General features: G+C 63.8%; 13 protein-coding genes and 1 pseudogene. 6 read left to right on the top strand and 8 right to left on the bottom strand.

From position 1 onward, the window contains the following. Positions 1-20: 20 nt before the first annotated feature. A complete protein-coding gene (locus HCA61_RS24925) occupies positions 21-665 on the top strand; it encodes a TetR/AcrR family transcriptional regulator (protein ID WP_346777645.1) in 645 nt (214 codons plus the stop codon). A gap of 103 nt (positions 666-768) precedes the next feature. On the opposite strand, the gene HCA61_RS24920 is transcribed toward HCA61_RS24925, so the two are convergent. After that, a complete protein-coding gene (locus tag HCA61_RS24920) occupies positions 769-3,963 on the bottom strand; it encodes a type I restriction endonuclease subunit R (protein ID WP_169690875.1) in 3,195 nt (1,064 codons plus the stop codon). Between the two features lie 136 nt (positions 3,964-4,099). Here HCA61_RS24920 and HCA61_RS24915 point away from each other — a divergent pair, with 136 nt between their 5' ends. From HCA61_RS24915 to HCA61_RS24905, 3 genes are all read left to right on the top strand, one after another. Continuing rightward, a complete protein-coding gene (locus HCA61_RS24915; RefSeq protein WP_169690874.1) occupies positions 4,100-4,594 on the top strand; it encodes a hypothetical protein in 495 nt (164 codons plus the stop codon). A 35-nt stretch (positions 4,595-4,629) separates the two neighbouring features. Next, entirely contained in the window at positions 4,630-5,325 is a 696-nt protein-coding gene (locus tag HCA61_RS24910) for a DUF4352 domain-containing protein (RefSeq protein ID WP_240960123.1), read from the top strand. An 80-nt stretch (positions 5,326-5,405) separates the two neighbouring features. Further along, complete coding sequence (locus HCA61_RS24905) at positions 5,406-5,993, top strand: DUF2510 domain-containing protein (protein WP_169690873.1); 588 nt, start codon at positions 5,406-5,408, stop codon at positions 5,991-5,993. Positions 5,994-6,014: 21 nt separating this feature from the next. Here the strand turns inward: HCA61_RS24905 and HCA61_RS24900 are convergent, their stop codons facing one another. From HCA61_RS24900 to HCA61_RS24885, 4 genes are all read right to left on the bottom strand, one after another. Beyond that, on the bottom strand, positions 6,015-6,893 hold the full coding sequence (locus HCA61_RS24900; RefSeq protein ID WP_346777644.1) for an SGNH/GDSL hydrolase family protein: 879 nt from the start codon (positions 6,891-6,893) through the stop codon (positions 6,015-6,017). A 105-nt stretch (positions 6,894-6,998) separates the two neighbouring features. Next, a complete protein-coding gene (locus HCA61_RS24895; protein ID WP_169690871.1) occupies positions 6,999-8,000 on the bottom strand; it encodes an ABC transporter substrate-binding protein in 1,002 nt (333 codons plus the stop codon). A 119-nt stretch (positions 8,001-8,119) separates the two neighbouring features. Then, positions 8,120-8,887: a hypothetical protein gene (locus tag HCA61_RS24890; RefSeq protein ID WP_240960122.1), complete on the bottom strand. Its 768-nt coding sequence runs from the start codon at positions 8,885-8,887 to the stop codon at positions 8,120-8,122. Between the two features lie 155 nt (positions 8,888-9,042). Then, positions 9,043-10,002, bottom strand: a complete 960-nt coding sequence (locus tag HCA61_RS24885; protein WP_346777643.1) for a PLP-dependent aminotransferase family protein — start codon at positions 10,000-10,002, stop codon at positions 9,043-9,045. Positions 10,003-10,247: 245 nt separating this feature from the next. On the opposite strand from HCA61_RS24885, the gene HCA61_RS24880 reads away from it, so the two are divergent. Continuing rightward, entirely contained in the window at positions 10,248-10,757 is a 510-nt protein-coding gene (locus HCA61_RS24880) for a TnsA-like heteromeric transposase endonuclease subunit (protein WP_169690870.1), read from the top strand. 351 nt (positions 10,758-11,108) lie between these two features. Here HCA61_RS24880 and HCA61_RS26530 read toward each other — a convergent pair whose 3' ends face one another. Further along, entirely contained in the window at positions 11,109-12,551 is a 1,443-nt protein-coding gene (locus tag HCA61_RS26530) for an IS256 family transposase (RefSeq protein WP_169690869.1), read from the bottom strand. Between the two features lie 487 nt (positions 12,552-13,038). Between HCA61_RS26530 and HCA61_RS24870 the strand changes: the two are divergent. Further along, positions 13,039-14,233 (top strand): annotated as a pseudogene (locus HCA61_RS24870) (IS110 family transposase). A gap of 221 nt (positions 14,234-14,454) precedes the next feature. Here the strand turns inward: HCA61_RS24870 and HCA61_RS24865 are convergent. Continuing rightward, the gene (locus HCA61_RS24865; RefSeq protein ID WP_169690868.1) at positions 14,455-15,705 is read right to left on the bottom strand and encodes an amidohydrolase family protein; all 1,251 of its coding nucleotides are present in this window, start codon (positions 15,703-15,705) and stop codon (positions 14,455-14,457) included. A 93-nt stretch (positions 15,706-15,798) separates the two neighbouring features. Further along, positions 15,799-17,040 carry an IS110 family transposase gene (locus tag HCA61_RS24860; RefSeq protein WP_169690867.1) on the bottom strand — a complete coding sequence of 414 codons (1,242 nt, stop codon included), beginning with the start codon at positions 17,038-17,040 and terminating at the stop codon, positions 15,799-15,801. Positions 17,041-17,400 lie beyond the last annotated feature (360 nt).

Raw genomic sequence — 17,400 nt, 5'->3', positions numbered from 1 at the left:
GAAGGTGTGAGAATGGGGTGGTGCCGACACAGACCCGTTCCGATCAGCGCCGCGCCCGCACCCGCGCAGCGCTGATCGCCGCCGCGCAAAAGCTGCTAGCCGAGCGGCGGACGAACGTTCCGGTCCTCGAGATAACCCGGCTGGCCGACGTGGGCCTCGGAAGCTTCTACAACCACTTCACCGACAAAGACGAACTGTTCGAGACAGCAGTCGACGAGGCGCTCGAACGCTTCGGCAGCATCCTCGACCTCCTGTCCGACCACGAGGATCCCGCTGTGGTGTTCGGGCAGAGCCTCCGGCTGACTGTGCGACTCTGTCGCCGAGAACCTGCGCTGACACGAGTACTGCTCCACCGCGGCCTGGAAATCACGGTCGCCGACCGCGGACTCGTCCCGCGAGCACGCCGCGACATCGACGCCGGCATAGCCTCCGGACGCTTCAGGAACACGGACAGCCGTATCGCAGTGTCCATCGCCGGGGGCGGTGCACTTTCTCTCGCAGCGCTTCTCGACGCCGACCCGTCACTGGACGCAGACGCCGCTGCCGACGACTTCGCAATCAACATCCTGTGCATGCTCGGACTCTCCGACTCGGACGCCGTCGAGATATGCCGAATGAACCTGCCCGACGTCGACGACTTGCTGGTACGGACGGAAAGTGCGTGACAGTGTTAGCTCAGCAGCATTCTTCCCGCGCACCAGACCGTTTCCCACACTCGAAAGCGTCAGTGTGGGAAGCAATTATGATCGCGGGAACCGCGACGTCGCGTCACGCAGCCATCGTCGGGGCGATCGCCTCCATCTGCTCGAGCACCAACTTGATCGCTCCGGTCTGCCGGTCCGGCGGGTACTTGTAGCGGGTCAGCAGACGCTTCACCTGCGACCGCAATTTGGCTTTGACGTCTTCACGGACCTTCCAGTCGGTCTTGACATCGCGCCGCATGACACCGACGAGTTCCCGGGCGATCTGGGCGAGAACGTCTTCTCCCATCCCGTCCAATGCCGACTCGTTCTGGGAAACCGCATCGTAGAAGGACAACTCGTGATCGCCCAGGGGCGGATCGAATCGCTGCCCACGCAGCGCTTCGGCCTGCACTTCCTTCGCCACCTCGACGAGTGCCGCGATCACCTCGGCCGAAGTGAGCTGGCTGTTGGTGTACTTGATCATCAGATCCTGGAGCTTCTGGGAAAATGCTCGCTGCCGCACCAAATTGTGGCGCGACACCTTGCGGGATTCCTCCGACACCAGTTTGCGCAGCGCCTCGATCGCCAAGGCCGGGTTCTTCGCCTGCAGCGTGCGCTCGAGGAAGTCCGCGTTGAGGTCGGCCAGTGACGGCTTGGGCATGCCTGCTGCGTCGTAGATGTCCAGCACCTCACCGGATTCCACCGACGCAGCCATGAGGGCACGCAACGCGCGCTTGACGTCCTCGGGTACCGCGACACCGTTCGCTTGCCGTTCAGCAGCATCGAACTTCGCTACATACACCCGCACCTCTTCGAAGAAGCGTGCGTCGCGAGCCAGGGGTCGAACGTCCTCGTGAGTACTGCAGATCGCCCACACCCGCGACAGCTGCGACGCATGCTCGCGATAGCGAGCAGCGAGGGTCTTCTCGCCTTCTGACACATTGTTCTGTGGGTTCTGCTTGTCCCGCACGAAGTTGACGGTCGCGAGCACCGCGTCGAGCCAGGCCCGTGGTCCGGGAGCGTTGCGGTGCGACCTCCAATCGAATCCGTGCAGCATGTTGTCGAGGATCGTCATGCAGTTCTTGACGGCGTCGACGGCTTCGTCGACCGGTCGCCCGAGCGGCTTGGTTGTTCGGTCGGAGGCCGTGTACTCGGCCAGCGCATCGGCCAGATTCTCCGCGACGGGTGCATACGCAACCAGCAGACCGTCGCTCTTCCCCCGGAAGGTGCGATTGACACGAGCAAGCGTCTGCATCAGCAGGGCGCCCTTGAGCGGCCGGTCGAGATACAGGGTGTGCAGAGGCGGCGCGTCGAAACCTGTGAGCATCATGTCCTTGACGATCACGAGTTCGAGCTCGTCGTCGATATCCTTGATCCGCTTCTTGATTGCGGCGTTCTCGGAATCGCGGCGCACATGGTCGCTGATCGGTGGCTGATCCGTTGCATCACCGGAGTACACCACCTTGATACGGCCGGACGAGAGGTTGTCGGAGTGCCAGCCGGGGCGAAGTGCGACGATTTCGCTGTAGAGGTTGGCGCAGATCTCACGTGTCGCGCACACGATCATCGCTTTACCGGGTGCGGTCGGGTTCTCTTCCGAGCCCACGAACTTCGCCATCTGCGAGCGTCGATTCTCCCAGTGTGCGACAAGGTCTTCCGCGAGCATCTGCAATCGTGCAGGTGTGCCGTAGACGGCGTTGATCACTGCGACGGACTTTTCGATGCGGGTCCGTTCGGTGTCGTCGAGACCGACGGTGAGCTCGTCTGCGGAGGCGTCGATCTGCTCTTCGGTGATCTCCCCGGCGAACGAGACCTTCACCAGACGGCTCTCGAAATGAACGGGGACGGTGGCTCCGTCGTCGACCGCGCGGGTGAGATCGTAGATGTCGATGTAGTCGCCGAACACAGCCCGGGTGTTGCGATCGTCGAAGGAGATCGGCGTTCCGGTGAATGCAATGAGGGTTGCGTTCGGGAGCGCATCACGCAGGTGGCGGGCGTATCCGTCGAGGTCGTCGTAATGACTCCGGTGAGCTTCGTCGACCACGACGATGATGTTCCGACGAGCGGACAGCTCGGGGTGACCGAGACCGGCCTCGCGTTCCTCGCGGCTCTTTCCGAACTTTTGTAGGGTCGTGAAATAGATGCCGCCGGTGGTGCGACCGGACAATTCCTGGCGCAGTTCTTCCCGCCGCCGAATCTGCTTGGGCTGCTCCGGGAGCAACTGCGACCGCGCGAAGGTTTCGTAGAGCTGGCCGTCGAGCTCGTTGCGATCGGTGATCACCACGATCGTCGGGTTCGCAAGCTGAGGATGACGGATGACCTGGTTCGCGTAGAGCTCCATCTCCATGGACTTGCCGGATCCCTGCGTATGCCAGACCACTCCGGCTTTACCTCCGGAGCCGACGGCAACGACGGTCGACCCCACCGCCTTGGCGACCGCGAAGTATTGGTGAGGCTTCGCAATTCGCTTGATGAGGCCGTTCTCACTCTCGTCGAATGCTGTGTAGTTGCGGAGCAGTTGCAGGAAACGCTCCTGGTTGAACAGGCCGAACAGTGCGATGTCGAGTGGATGATGCTCGCCACTGGGTTCGACGGGCGCGCCGTCGTCGTCGACGTTCCACGGGGAGAAGTGCTCGAAGGGCGTGAACGGAGTGCCGTAGGACGCGGTGACGCCGTCCGATACCAGCGTAATCACCGCGTATCGGAATGCGAGCGGGAATTCGCGCAGATACGTCTGCAGTTGAGCATGTGCATCGGTCAGGCTTGCGTACTCGCTACCGGCGTTCTTCAGTTCGACGACAGCGACCGGCATTCCGTTCATGTACAGCACAAGATCGAAGCGGCGCTCGTAGTCGCCGCGGATCACGGTGACCTGGTTGGCGACGAACCAGTCGTTGTCGTCGGGGTCGACGGAGACGAGCCGGATGGTGGGCGTGACCTCGACGCCGGCGTCGTCGGTGTAGGAAATCTTGCGCAGGCCCTCGGTGAGGTACTCGTGGATGGCCCGGTTCTCCGCGATGGCGTCGGTCGAACCTGCTGTCGCCACAAGAGCGACGGCGTCGTCCACAGCGCTGGCAGGTACATGCGGGTTCAGTGTGACGATGGCGGATCGCAAGCGCGAGGGCACGAGGAGGTCGTCCCAGGACGTGCGCTCTCCGGATCCGGGAGCGATGTCACCGCCGTGTACGTACCGCCACCCTAGTTCGCCCAGCGTCTCGAGTGCCATCTGCTCCCATGCCGATTCGTTGAGACGGCCGGGGAAATCCAGAATGTCTGCCATGCACACAATTTAGAAGCTCTCGCAGATACGAGCGAGACAGAGCGCCGATAATAGGGGTTATCGGAAGGAAAGTGGTTCGCGGGTTCGGTTCGGACGCACGATTCGAGCGTTCCGATTGCCCGATCAGGAGATCGCCGTGACCATTCAGTTCGCTCCCCCGACCGCCGATTCCGACCCTCTCACCGAGGTCTGCGGAACCGGCACTCGGTTCTGGCCGGGTTTCTCGGTCGGTCTGTGCGCCGCGACGATGACCTGCGCTCTTCTCGCCACGGGTTCGCTCGTTGCGGATCGAGTGTCGGACGCGCCCCTGTTCGAAATCGGCGGCACGGTCACGCTCATCGATGGTGCCGCCGACAGCACTGTGCCGGGGTTCGAGTGCGAAGGCGACCACGGCTACGACGACATCTCACCCTCCACCCCAGTTCGGGTCTCCGACGACGTCGGCGCACTGCTTGCAACAGGAGCGCTGACCTCCAGCGTGAGCGAAGGCGACTTCTGCACGTTCTTCTTCACCGTCACCGACGTGCCGCGTGGTGCGTCGCACTACGACGTGGAGATCTCGCATCGCGGATCCGTCTCGTACGACGAATCCGCCGCCGAATCCGGAGTGCATCTCACTCTCGGTCACTGATCCACATTTCATCCCCATACGAATCGAGGCCTGTCATGACCATGCCGAACCAGCCTGATCCGCGGATCCAGCCGCCTACCCAGCAGTACTCCCCGCAGCCCACCGGCTGGCAGCAGTCCGGCGGATTCGCACCTGCGCCGCAGCCGAAGAAGAAAAAGAAGTGGCCGTGGATCGTCGGGGCGTTCGTCGCACTCGTCGTCATCGTGTCGGTATCGAGCGGGGGCGACAACGAACCCACCGGCGCCGCCGATCCCGCACCCTCGGCACCGCAGGCCGATACCCCGGTCGGTGCTGCCCCGGAGGTGGAGTCACCTACCGCTGCTGAGGAGGCGGCGGCCTCCATGAACACGCCGGTGCGCGATGGCAAGTTCGAGTTCGTCGTCACCGGAGTCGAGGCCGGCCTGACATCCCTGGGCGACAACCCATTTCTTGCCGAGGAAGCACAGGGACAGTTCGTGATCGTCACGATGACGGTCAGCAACATCTCCGATGCGCCCAAGGGTCTGAGCCCGAGCGACCAGAAGCTGCTCGACGAACAGGGCCGAACCTTCAGCCCCGACACGGCTGCTGCGTTGAACCTCGACTCGGACGTGACGTTCTGGGATGAAATCAACCCCGGCAACACCGTCACGATGCCCCTCGTATTCGACATGCCCGTCGGGGCGGTTCCCACGGCGGTCGAACTGCACGACTCCATGTTCTCCGGTGGAGTGACCGTTTCGCTGAGGTGACTCCACCCTTCCCCGCTGGTGCGCCCGACGAGGGGTCGGGCGCACCAGCACCCCACAGGTTTCCTGAAAGGAACACTTCGATGCCCATCAACAACTCCTCGACTCCCGCCGGTTGGTACCCGAACCCCGGCGGCGGGCAGCGCTACTGGGACGGAAGCACCTGGCTCGACCTGCCCGACCCTGATTCGAACGGCAAGCCGAAACGGAAGATTCGCAAGAAGCCGATCGTCGTGGCCATTATCATCGTCGTCCTCGCGGTCGTGGGCGGGGCGGTGGCATGGAAGGTCGATCACGACGCCCAGGTAGCTGCCGCAGAAGAGGCCGCGGAGCGTGAAGCAGCCCGTGTCGCTGAGGAGAAGGCCACGCAGGAAGCCGCTGATGCAGCCGAGCGCCTCTCCCGTTCGGCGAGCGTGACGAGCATCGAATCGAGCGTCGAAGAAATGGCTGTCGAGCACGTGAACGATGGAATGTACGACGGTCCGATTCTGTCGGTGACCTGCTCACCGGTGAACGGGGGTTCAACCGACAATTTGAGTGAAACCACTACCGTTTTCGAATGCTTCGTGGGCACCGAAGACCTCGGCGACGGTCGCATGCGTGGTCGCACGTATCACGCGACGATGAACTGGACCAGCGGTGAATACACCTACGGGTTCGGCGCGCCGTAACAGCGCCAGGGCACGTGTCGCTTACCCGGCCCGGTGCAGGACATCCACCACCCGCCGGGCCATGTGCCGCATTCCCGCTTCGGTGGGATGCAGTTGCCGGGCGAGCGACAACGAGTACCGCCCCTCGAAGAAGCTGGAACCAGGCAGGGCGCATGCGTCGTGCCCCTCGGCCCCGACCGTGACGTCGACGAACTGGGCTCCGGCACTTGAAGCAGCGCCCGCCAGCACACGATTCATCCTGGTGAAGAACCCGTTGACGAACGCGGCGTCGGGGTCGCTCGTGGGGATGTTGGGCCAGCATCCGCGGGTGCCGAAGATGCCGCCGTGCCCGACGAGAAGAACTCGGGCATTCGGTGCCTTCCTGGAAACCGCTCCTAGGGTGGCGGTCACCTTCGGGCCGAGCGCGCCGAGCGCGGCATCCATGCGAGAGGTCACTGCCGGATCGTTCCTGCAATTCGCATCGACGCCGGGCGCGTCGGTGTAGCACGCGGAAACCAGGTTGGGCCAGGCAATGTCGTTTCCACCGATGCTGACCGTGACCAACGTGGTGTCCGGAGTAAGCGATTCGAGTTGGGGCGGTACCGGACCGGCCGACGTAGGCTGCGGCACCGACGTGACATGTTCGGTACGCGCCCCGGTGCACGACACATTCGTGAAGGATTCCGGATGGAGTATCTGCGCCACGACCGCGGGGTATCCGAGATTCGACCGCGAGCACCCGTTGGCGTGGGCTGCGGCGTCGAGATACGGTCCGGCCGCTCTCGAGTCGCCGAGCGCGACGTAGCGGATGTTCGGATCCGCCGAGCCCAGAGCCGGACTCGACAACACGGCGATCGCAGCAACGATCGCCGCCACCACGAACGCGCGCACCGCGGGAATTGGATTTCGTCCCTCGGTCACTTCAGATGCACCAGCCTTCACGAAGGTCATTATCGGTTAACGATGCTGTGACGGCAGTGCAAACGACAGAGTCGCTATGCGGAGATCTACCAAAGCAAACCCGGTTCATCGTTGCGCGGCCTCGTCCAGTTCGGGGACGATCTGCCCCAGCGCCCAATCCAGGCTCGGCGGCGACGGGAATGCGATGGACTGCGCCAATGTCGCGGCAAGCGGAACGTACGCACCGCGCTGGATCGCATCGAGCGAAGCGAACGCCGGCTGGCCCTCCAGGATGACAAGACCGTCGTTCGCACTCGTGGCGACGATGATGTCGGCGTCGGTATCAGCGACATTCTCGTAGCTGAGCAGCGCGCGCCCCGGCACGCTGCTGGTTTCCTGCGACGTGGCGAAAGGCGTGAGCGTCAGGCCGAGCTGGTCGAGGAACTTCGCACCCGCATCCTCGGTGGAGTTGACGATGTAGACCGAATCGGGCTGCGGCCCGACGAAGAAGGTGTAGGTCTTTCCGGCGAGCGCGGGATGCTCCGCCGCCGAATCAGCGATCGCGGCTTCCGTTTCCTCCACCACTTCGGTGCCTCGCTCCGGGATTCCGAGCGCGGTGGCAATGCGCGTCGTCGCTTCCTGCCAGGTTTCCGCCGACGGTGTCTCCGCATAGTGCACAACCGGCGCGAGGGCAGAGAGCTGCTCGTACTGCGTGTCGAGTCCGAACGATTTGGTGCCGACGATGAGGTCTGGGGCCTGCGCCGCGATTTCCTCGATCGAGACGTTCGCGTTGACGCCCTGCAGAATCGCGGGGCGGTCGCCGTCGCCCAGGAGTTCATCGGTCCACGGCTGCACACCCGCATCGTTGGGTGCTTTGCCGATCGCGACGGGCGTCACGCCCAGCGACAGGAGGATGTCGGCGTCTGTCCAGCTCATCGCAACCACGCGCTCGGGGCGCTCGTCGATCGTGACCGTACCGAGCGCACCCGTCACGCTGGTCGGGAACGCGCTACTCTCTGCAGCCGATGAGGTCGGCTGCGAGGTCTCGTCTTCTGCTGAGGTGGAAGTGCAGCCCGCAGTCATCATCCCGACCACCGCGAGGGCAGCCGCCAGGGTAGAACGTTTCATTCGTCGACTCCTTGCCTGTTTTCCGGACAACAAGCGCGTCGCCCGGATAAGGCTAACCTAATTTATTCAGCCTGCCTGTTTCACGTCGGCGTCATGCAGGCAATGCGAAAGCTCGCGTCTCAGCCGCATCCGGCGAACTCGTATCTCTTCACGACCGACAGCACCGCATCCGCCTCACCGACCACCGCACCAGACACCGGCACCTGTTCGATCACGATCCAGCTCCGATCCCACACCTGCGCTCGACCCTCGCCCGTGGCATCGATACTCCTCGAATAGAACACGCCCGCAGCCTGAATCGCATCCTGCGCTGCCTGGAGGTCCATGCACATCACGTTCGGCATGATCGCGGTCGGCGCGCTCACAGGTTTCGCCGTGGCAGCGACCGTGCTCGCCGGCGCTACAGTGCGCGCCGTCGTCGCCGCCTCCGTCGACATCGGAACCGTCAGCGGAGCGGATGCAGTAGCGCGAGCCGACGACTGCGGCGTCGTGACCGCACCGTCCTCGGATGGCGCATCGAGCCCATCGGAGATGTCGCTGACGATCCCGATGAGCACGAAGAAGGCTGCTACAACCACGGCGACCACGACACCGCGACGCGCCTTCGACGGAGGCGGTAGTGGAGGCGGGGGCGCGAAGGCTGCCGGATGCCCAGCCAAGAACGCGCGGTGCCCTGCCTCTGCTCGGGCAGCGAGCGCGTCGCGCTCGGCTGCGACCCGCAAGTAATGCTCTCGTATCAGCTTGCCGACAGCGAGGTAGACGAGACCGACAGTGAAGATCAACTGGACGAGGGCAGGCCCGGCATTGCCATGGATCAATTCCACGATTGCCAACCACAGCGTGATGCCTGCGAACATCCCCGCGAGAACCCTCAGGTAGGGCTTCAAGTGCGCTCCTCCGACTACCCCGGCCACACGCACATGGTCGGCGCGGCCTCGCAGAAGAAATCGAGCCCGATCGCCACGCCGTTACCCACGACCTCGTCACATCTGTCCGGTGCCGCTCACGGGTCGACATCCTCATCGAACCAGTGTGGTCTCCCCTATCCGGCGATCGCCTGCCGCACCGCGGTCGCGATGGCCGTCGCAACCTCCTCAGCTGCGGATTCGGGTAGACAGGCGTAACCGCACACCAGTCCTCGCGGTCCCTGCTCACCGGCGAGCTGCACCGACATCGGGGTCATACGGACCCCGAGTTGCTCGGCACTTGCCGCGACCGCTACGTCGTCGAGGCCATCGGGCAGACGCAACACCACGTGCAGTCCTGCATCGATACCCACCACGCTCACCCCCTCCAAACCGTCGGTCCGTCGTCGGAGCGCGTCCACGAATGCGGCGCGGCGAGCCCGGTAGGTGCGCGCAGTTCGCGCGAGATGCCGGGTCAGGGAGCCGTCGTCGATGAATGCGGACGGTGCGAGTGCCGACGTCGCGTTCGCCCCCTCACCGCACACGGATACTGCCTCGGAAATTTTGGCGCGCAGTGGATCTGGAGGTATCAGCCAGGAGAGCCGTAGCGTCGGCGACAGGATCTTCGACGCGGTCCCGAGATAGGCGACGCACTCGCGTCCGCCGTCGACGCTGCGCAGAGCAGGCAGAGCCGACACGTCGTATCGGAATTCGCCGTCGTAGTCGTCTTCGATCACGAGCATTCCGGTAGCGGTCGCTCTGTCCACCAGCTCGGCGCGACGCGCGACGGGCATGCGCGATCCCAGCGGATACTGGTGTGCGGGTGTGCAGTAGACGGCGGCATCGGTGTCGGCGAGGAGTTGTGGAGGCAGTCCGTCGTCGTCGACGCGAACCGGTCGGATGCGAGCGCCTTCGGTGGTCAGCGCGCGGCGGGCCCGATGATATCCGGGATCCTCGAAGGCGACGTCGCGCCCGTCGAGGCCGGCAGCCACCGCTAGGACACGCGTAGCGGCGGCAACGCCAGGGAGTATCACGAGATCATCTGGAATCACTGCAATTCCGCGGGTGCGGCGCAGGTGCACGGCGAGTGACGCCACTCCCGGCAGAAATTGCCGATAATTATTATTATGTCAAGTAGAAGCGAATGCGGCTCTCCTGCACGATGATTCAGAGTCGATACCGTCGGACCACTATGTCCGTTGACAAGACAGTTGGCATTTTTGACAAACTTTGCGACACACTACGGTTTGATGCTTGATTGTCAATCATTATGGCATACGGTTCGTGTCGTGACACCGATCGAACGCGCGTTGAAACCGCTGCCGTGAGCAGGTCCGGCGTGATGGCAACTTTGCCGTCGAATCAGACCGACCACACTCGCGTTCTCGTCCGCCTCGGCGGCAAGGTCCGCAACGATCTGTCATCGCCGCACGTATCGGTGCTGTCGATCGAACGGGCGCTTCCGATACGGCAGTTCTTCACATGGCCGGGGAAGCGCAACTACGAGGGGTCCTGGTGGTCGAGCACGGTTCGCGGCCATGTGGTGTTCGAGTCGCTGCTGGAACGGGAGTATCTACTGTCCGCCGACTTCGACGATCGGATCGTGTCGATCGCGGCGCAGCCGTTGGCGCTGCTGTGGCCGTTCGGCACGCGGGGCCACAAGAGCCACGTTCCGGACTTCTTCGTACGGTTGAGTGACGGCGACGGCCGATTGATCGACGTCCGACCTCAACGATATGTGGAGAAGGCTGCTGCGCAGTTCGAGATGACCCAGGCCATCTGCGGTGAGATCGGCTGGGAATACGAGATCTTCACCGGCCTTCCATCGACATACTCGGCGAATCTGCGGTAGCTCGCCGGGTACCGGCAGGACCGTTTCGCACCATCACCGGAAATCGCCGCCGCGATCCACGCGAGCTTCATTGAACCTCGACCTCTTCGCGGTGGCCTTCAACGCGTCGGCAACTCGACTGGGCAATCGGAAACGGTCGTCCTCGCCAACGTGTACCACTTGTTGTGGCGTCGACGTTTGACGACCGAACTGGACCATCCCCTGTCCATGGAGGTGGAGATTCATTCGGCCGGGGGCGGCGCGTTGTCGATCGACACGGAGGTGACGGCGTGAGAAGGATAGTGCCCCGTGGAGTGGTGGACTTCGGATCGGCTCGCGGTACGCGCGGTGATCAACGAGTCATGCGAAATACTATGCTGTTTCGTCCACCCCGGTCAACGCCAACACCGGCTCGGTAGCGTGTTCCTTCGCCGCGATCACCGCCCGGAGCTCATCCATACTCACATCCGAGACATACCGTCGGGTGACCTGCCACTCGTCGTGCTGTTCGATCACCACCGCAGTCGCCAACCGCAGGAACGCGGCCGGGTTGGGGAAGATCTCCACGACATCGGCTCGACGCTTGATTTCCTTGTTCAACCGCTCGATCGGATTATTCGACCACACCTTCTGCCAGTGCGCCTTCGGAAAAGCAGTGAACGCCAACACATCATACTTCGCCGACTCCATCAACGCCGCGGCCTTCGGGAACGACCCGGCGAAGGTGTCGGTGACCTGATCCCACTGCGCGACCACCTCGGCGGGGTCGGTGTGCGCGAAGATCGTCTTGACCGCGGCCATCACCGGCGGCACATGCTTCGCCCCGACCGTAGCCCGAATGTTGCGCATGAAATGCACCCGACACCGCTGCCACGCCGAACCCGCGAACTGCTGCGCGATAGCAGCTTTGAGTCCGCTGTGTGCATCGGAGATCACCAGATGCACCCCGGACAGACCACGAGCTTTGAGGCTGGTGAGGAACTCGCGCCAGAACTCGAACGATTCACTGTCCCCGACCGCGGTACCGAGCACCTCCCGACTACCGTCGATCGACACCCCCGTCGCCACTACCAAGGCGCTCGCCTGACGACCCAGCGCCTTCTCCACCAGCAGGGGTTGCCGCAGTTGCGGGCGGCGCAGCGCCTCAAGGATGCGGGTCGCGGTGTCCTCGAGCCGACGTTGCCGACCACCCTTGCGTAATGCGGAGATGATGCGAGTCTTGGTCAAGCGGACGCCCTGCGCGGGTGTTGGTGCGATCGCGAGTATCGCACGGGCATCCGGCATCGCGAGGTTGGTGTGACTACTACCGGCGAATGCCGCGAGGAAGGCCGGGTAGTACTCGCGCAGCAGTGCCCGCAGTTCCTGGGTGGCCTTGGTTCGCCGCCATATCGCATCCTGGGCGGCGCGGGCGAGCACCGTGATCGACCGTGCGAGGTCACTGTCGGCGGGCAACGTCCGGTGCGCGTGCGCATCGGTACGCAGAATGTTCGCAAGCGTCATCGCGTCTACGTGATCGGATTTCTTCCGTGCCATCGAGTGCCGATCACGGTACCGGGCCACCGCCATCGGGTTGATGGCATAGACCGCTCTCCCCGTTCCGCGCAGCGCCGCGACGAGCAAGCCGCGTGATGTCTCGATCGCCACGGGAATCGGTTCGTCGGGCGAATCACCCGCCTCGGACAGCAACCCAAGTAGTTGACCGAATCCTTCAGCACTGTCATCGATCCGGAGTTTGGCCACCAACATGCCGTCACCGTCGACGACTGCCACATCATGGTGACGTTCGGCCCAATCAATCCCACAGAACAGTTTCACCAGCCCCTGCCTTTCGACGTCCGATCTCCTTCGCGTGGCTTCCACCCAGCGAGAACGCGCGGCACCCTAATGACGAGGCTCGCTGGCCTTCCCTCCGATGAGCCGTTCACGATCCCAGCGATCCGCACGGTTCCCGGTCTCGTTTGAGAGCTCCTGGCTCGCGAACTACGAGGTGTCGACCGTGCGGACGGGCTTGGACCACAACCAACAACATTGAGGACCAACAGGCGGGTAATGGTCCCGACACGCCGCAGCGCCGATCTATCAGGAGGGATCGTATGTCCCCTGGGACACGGCAGGCATCCATCGTCGGCCGGGACCACCAGCGGCGAACAACCACAGCAGACCAGCAACCGTTCCGCAGCGACCGTTCAGATGTCATTAGGGACACGGCCACCGGAAGTCACGGTAGGTCTCCTCGTAACGTGGGTGCCGGGTGTCGACGTCGGATCGGTGACCGTCCGGCGCGCAACGAAAGGCACGCTTCATGGACCCGACCTACGCCGTGTACTGCGGCATCGACGTCGGCAAAGGCGAACACCACGCCGTCGCACTCGACCCCACCGGAACCCGCCTGTTCGACAAAGCCCTGCCCAACGACGAAACCAAACTCCGCGCCGTATTCGACCGTCTCGCCGAACACGGCCCCGTGCTGGTGATCGTCGACCAACCCAACACCATCGGTGCTCTGCCGGTCACCGTCGCCCGCGCCTGCGGCCATGCCGTGGCCTACCTGCCGGGGTTGACGATGCGGCGCGTCGCCGACCTGTACCCCGGACAGGCCAAGACCGATGCACGAGATGCGTTCATCATCGCCTTTCGCCGCCCGGACCATGCCGCACACACTGCGCCGGGTCGACGTCGGCGACGAAGCCCTGGCCGAGCTCGGGGTACTCGTCGGGTTCGACGACGACCTCGCCGGAGAGGCCACCCGCATCAGCAACCGTATCCGCGGATTGCTCACCGGCATCCACCCCGCCCTCGAACGCGTTCTCGGCCCGCGGATCACTCATCCGGCGGTGCTCGAAATCCTGTCGCGCTGCGGCGGTCCGGTCGGTATCCGCAAGGCCGGCAAGCGCCGGCTCACCACGCTCGCAACCAAGCACGCGCCTCGGATGGGCGCCCGTCTCGCCGAGGAGGTCCTCGCCGCGCTCGATGCGCAAACCGTGACGGTGCCGGGCAGCAACGCCGCCGAGGTCGTCCTGCCGAAACTCGCGGACTCGTTGAAAGAGATTCTGCAACAACGCAAGAGCATCGCCGAAGACGTCGAGAGGATGCTCGACGACCACCCTCTTTCGCAGGTCCTGATGTCGATGCCCGGCGTCGGCATCAGGACCGCAGCACGCATCCTTCTCGAAGTCGGTGATGGTTCCGCGTTCGCCTCGGCAGCGCACCTGGCCGCCTACGCCGGCATTGCCCCGGTGACCCATCGCTCCGGCTCGTCGATTCGCGGCGAGCACCCCGCCCGATCGGGCAACCGCAAACTCAAACGGGCGTTGTTCCTGTCCGCGTTCGCTGCGCTGCACGACCCGACCAGACGCGCCTACTACGACCGGAAGCGCGCCGAAGGCAAGAAGCACAACGCCGCCCTGATCTGTCTCGCACGGCGACGTTGCGACGTCCTCTTCGCGATGCTCAAGAACAAGACCTTCTATCGCGCTCCCACCGCTGCCGCCGCTTGACGAAACCATAGGGACACCCCCCCGGTCGAAACGCAATCGTCAAGCCGATCGCCCGTTCGCACCCCTGCTCGCTCAGCTGCTACGGTCGCGGCCCCACGGAAGTTCATCGACGGTATCGACGAGGTCGACCAGACGTTCCCGCAAACAACACCACCGCCGTCTGACAGATCGGCCGGATAAACCCCTGCACGGACGGACGACCGGACCCGGGCAGGGCTCGCTCAGAAGCTGTTCGGATCGTCGATCACGCTCTGCGGCACCGGATGCCGGTAGAGTTTGGACGCGTTCTCCCATGTGATCTTGCGCAGCTCATCGGCCGAGAGCCCCTTCATGGATTCGGTGACGACCTCCATGGTGCGCGGCCACAGGCTGTCACTGTGCGGGTAGTCCTCTTCGAGGAGGATGTGGTCGATGCCGATCCGGTCGCGGAGCACCATTGTCGACGGGTCCTCGACCGCACAGAACCAGAAGTTCCGCTTCAGGACATCCGCCGGCGAAATGTCGATGCCGTCCCATGTGCCATACATCGACGAATATGTGGTCATGTGATCGAGTCGATCGAGAAGCGCAGGGACCCAACCGATTCCTCCTTCCGACATCACGATCTTGATGTTCGGGAAGCGCACCGGGATCCTGGAGAAAAGCCAGTCGACCGTGGCGAACATCGCGTAGCCGAAAAACAGTGTGCCGGACACGTCAGGCGGTGCGTCTTCCGACGTGCTCGGCGACGTGCTGGACGAGCCTATGTGCAGGTTGATGACGGTCTCGGTCTCCTCACAGGCACGCATAATCGGATCCCAGTGACCCGAGTGCACCGACGGCAGGCCCAGCGAGTGCGGCCCCTCGGAGAACGTGACGGCCTTGAAGCCGCGTTCCGCGTTTCGATAGATCTCCTGCGCACCGATCTCCGGGTCGAGAAAATACGGGATCTGGCAGGGGATGATGCGGTCCGGATACGGACCGGCCCAGTCTTCGAGGTGCCAGTCGTTGTTGGCGCGCGTTGCTGCGAGCGCGAGTTCCTGATCCTCGGTGCCCAGCTGCAGACGCTGGCCTGCGAAGCCGGGAAGGAACGATGGGAAGTTCAGGGATGCATACACACCCGAGAGGTTCATGTCCTTGACGCGGTGGTGGATGTCCCACGAGCCGCGGCGCATGTCCTCGAAGCGTTGCGGGTCGAAGCCCCACTCGTCGACCGGACGCCCGACGACGGCGTTGAAGCCGACGTTCGGGATCTCCTTGCCGTCGTATACCCAGATGTCCGCGCCGTCGCGGTTGATGACACGCGGGGCGCGGCCGGCGAGCTTCGCCGGCAGCCGCCCCTCGAAGGTGTTCTTGGGCTCGACGATGTGGTCGTCGACCGAGATGAACGGGAAAGGACGGTGCGCCTTCTCCGGTTCGGGGAGGAAGGTCACCTGCCCTTTGACGTTCTGGGTGAAGTCGGTGTTGTGAATCAGCTCATCCAGATTAGCCACCGTGAGCACGCTCCTCGCATGATCGTCTGGTCAGTGAATTCGGCTGCGCTACAGACGCAACCGGGAAGTCAGACATCCCATGGCGTATCTGTGTCAAGCCGCGTCCTGCGCGAGGACTCCCGGCCAAGCAGTGTTCTCGTCGTAGACCGTTCCGGTCTTCAGGCATCCATGGACGATCCCGACGAGCCGGTTACCGAGCTGACGCAAAGCCGCATGATGACCGACCTCGCGGGCCCGCAGAGCATCGTAGTAGGCACGAGCACCCGGTGAGGTGTTCATCGAGCAGAACGCCCACTGGTGACACGCATCGGCCAGGTGCTTGTTGCGGGCGTAGCGCGCCAGCACCGTCTTCCTCTTACCCGATGCTCGGGTGATCGGGGAAGTCCCGGCGTAGTTCTTGCGGGCCTTGGCATTCCGATATCGATTGGGATCGTCGCCGAACTCTGCGAGCACCCGGGCGCCCAGCACATCCCCGAGGCCGGGACAGCTGCGGACGATCTCAGCGGCCGGGTGCCGACGAAAACTGCGCCTCACTTCCTGTTCGAGTTCGTCGATCTGCTCGGTCAGATGCGCGAGCAAGCGAGCCTGCCCGGCCACAACGACCGCGTAGGCAGCCTCGATCTCGGCCGGCTGCCGCAGCGCCGGTGCCCGGAGCGCATCGCGGATGCGGGTGGCCTTGGCGGTGCGGTCACCGCGCCGGTGTGCTCGGGCGAGTTCCGCGGTGATCTGCGCGGTGGTCAATCGGGCTGCGCGGTGCGGATCGGGGGCTTTCTGCAGCAATGCCAATGTGTCCGGGGCGGTGAGGTGCTCGAACGCAGTCAATGATGCCGGGAAGTACTCGCGTAGTGCCGACCGCATCCGCTGAAGGTGTCGGGTCCGGTCCCAGATCATGCCCTGGTGGGCGCGAGCGAGCAGCTTCAAGGCTTCGACCTGCGTGGAGTCCCCGGCGATCTGGCGGTGATGGTCCCGGTCCAGCCGGACGATCTCGGCGAGAACATGGGCATCGCCGGTATCGGATTTGGCTCCCGAGGTGGAATTCGTGTCCCGGTATCGAGCTGCTGACATCGGGTTGATCGCATAGACCTGGTATCCGCATGCGAGCAGCGCCGATACCCATACCCCACGATCGGTTTCGATCCCGACTACGACCGCACCGCCAGCGGGGTCGTCGCTACCGGTGCTGTCGGTATCGTGATGTTCGGCCACCACCTCGTGCAATCGGGCCAGCCCCTCGACGCCTTCGGGCAACCGCATCCGCGTCAGACGGTGTCCGGTGTCGTTTTCGACCTCGATATCGTGATGCCCTTCCGCCCAGTCATCGCCGATGAACAACATGGAGTGGACCTCCGAACAGGCTGCTCTTCACTATGTTTCGGTTGGCAGCGGAGGAAAGCAGTCGGCGTCCTAATGGCTCGAGTACTCACCGACGCGCACAGCATCGGGGTACGTCATCCCATCAGCGATCACCGCTTCCCTCACGACCGGCCGGGTACACGGTCTGACTTCAGACATCGGGCTCCCTTCGGCGAAGGGAATCGGTGTCGGGTCAGAAGAGTGTTGTCCCGTCGGCCGCTACCTTCACCGACCCTGCCACAGTCGGGACGTGGTCGGTAGCTCCCATTAAAGATGCTTCGGTAATAGGGTGTGTCGTTGCGCATGATTCACACCGCGCTACTTGATCATTGACGAATGGCA

The organism is Rhodococcus sp. HNM0563, from assembly GCF_012726195.1.
Classification (GTDB): domain Bacteria; phylum Actinomycetota; class Actinomycetes; order Mycobacteriales; family Mycobacteriaceae; genus Rhodococcus.
This window is presented reverse-complemented; position numbering and strand designations above follow the sequence as displayed.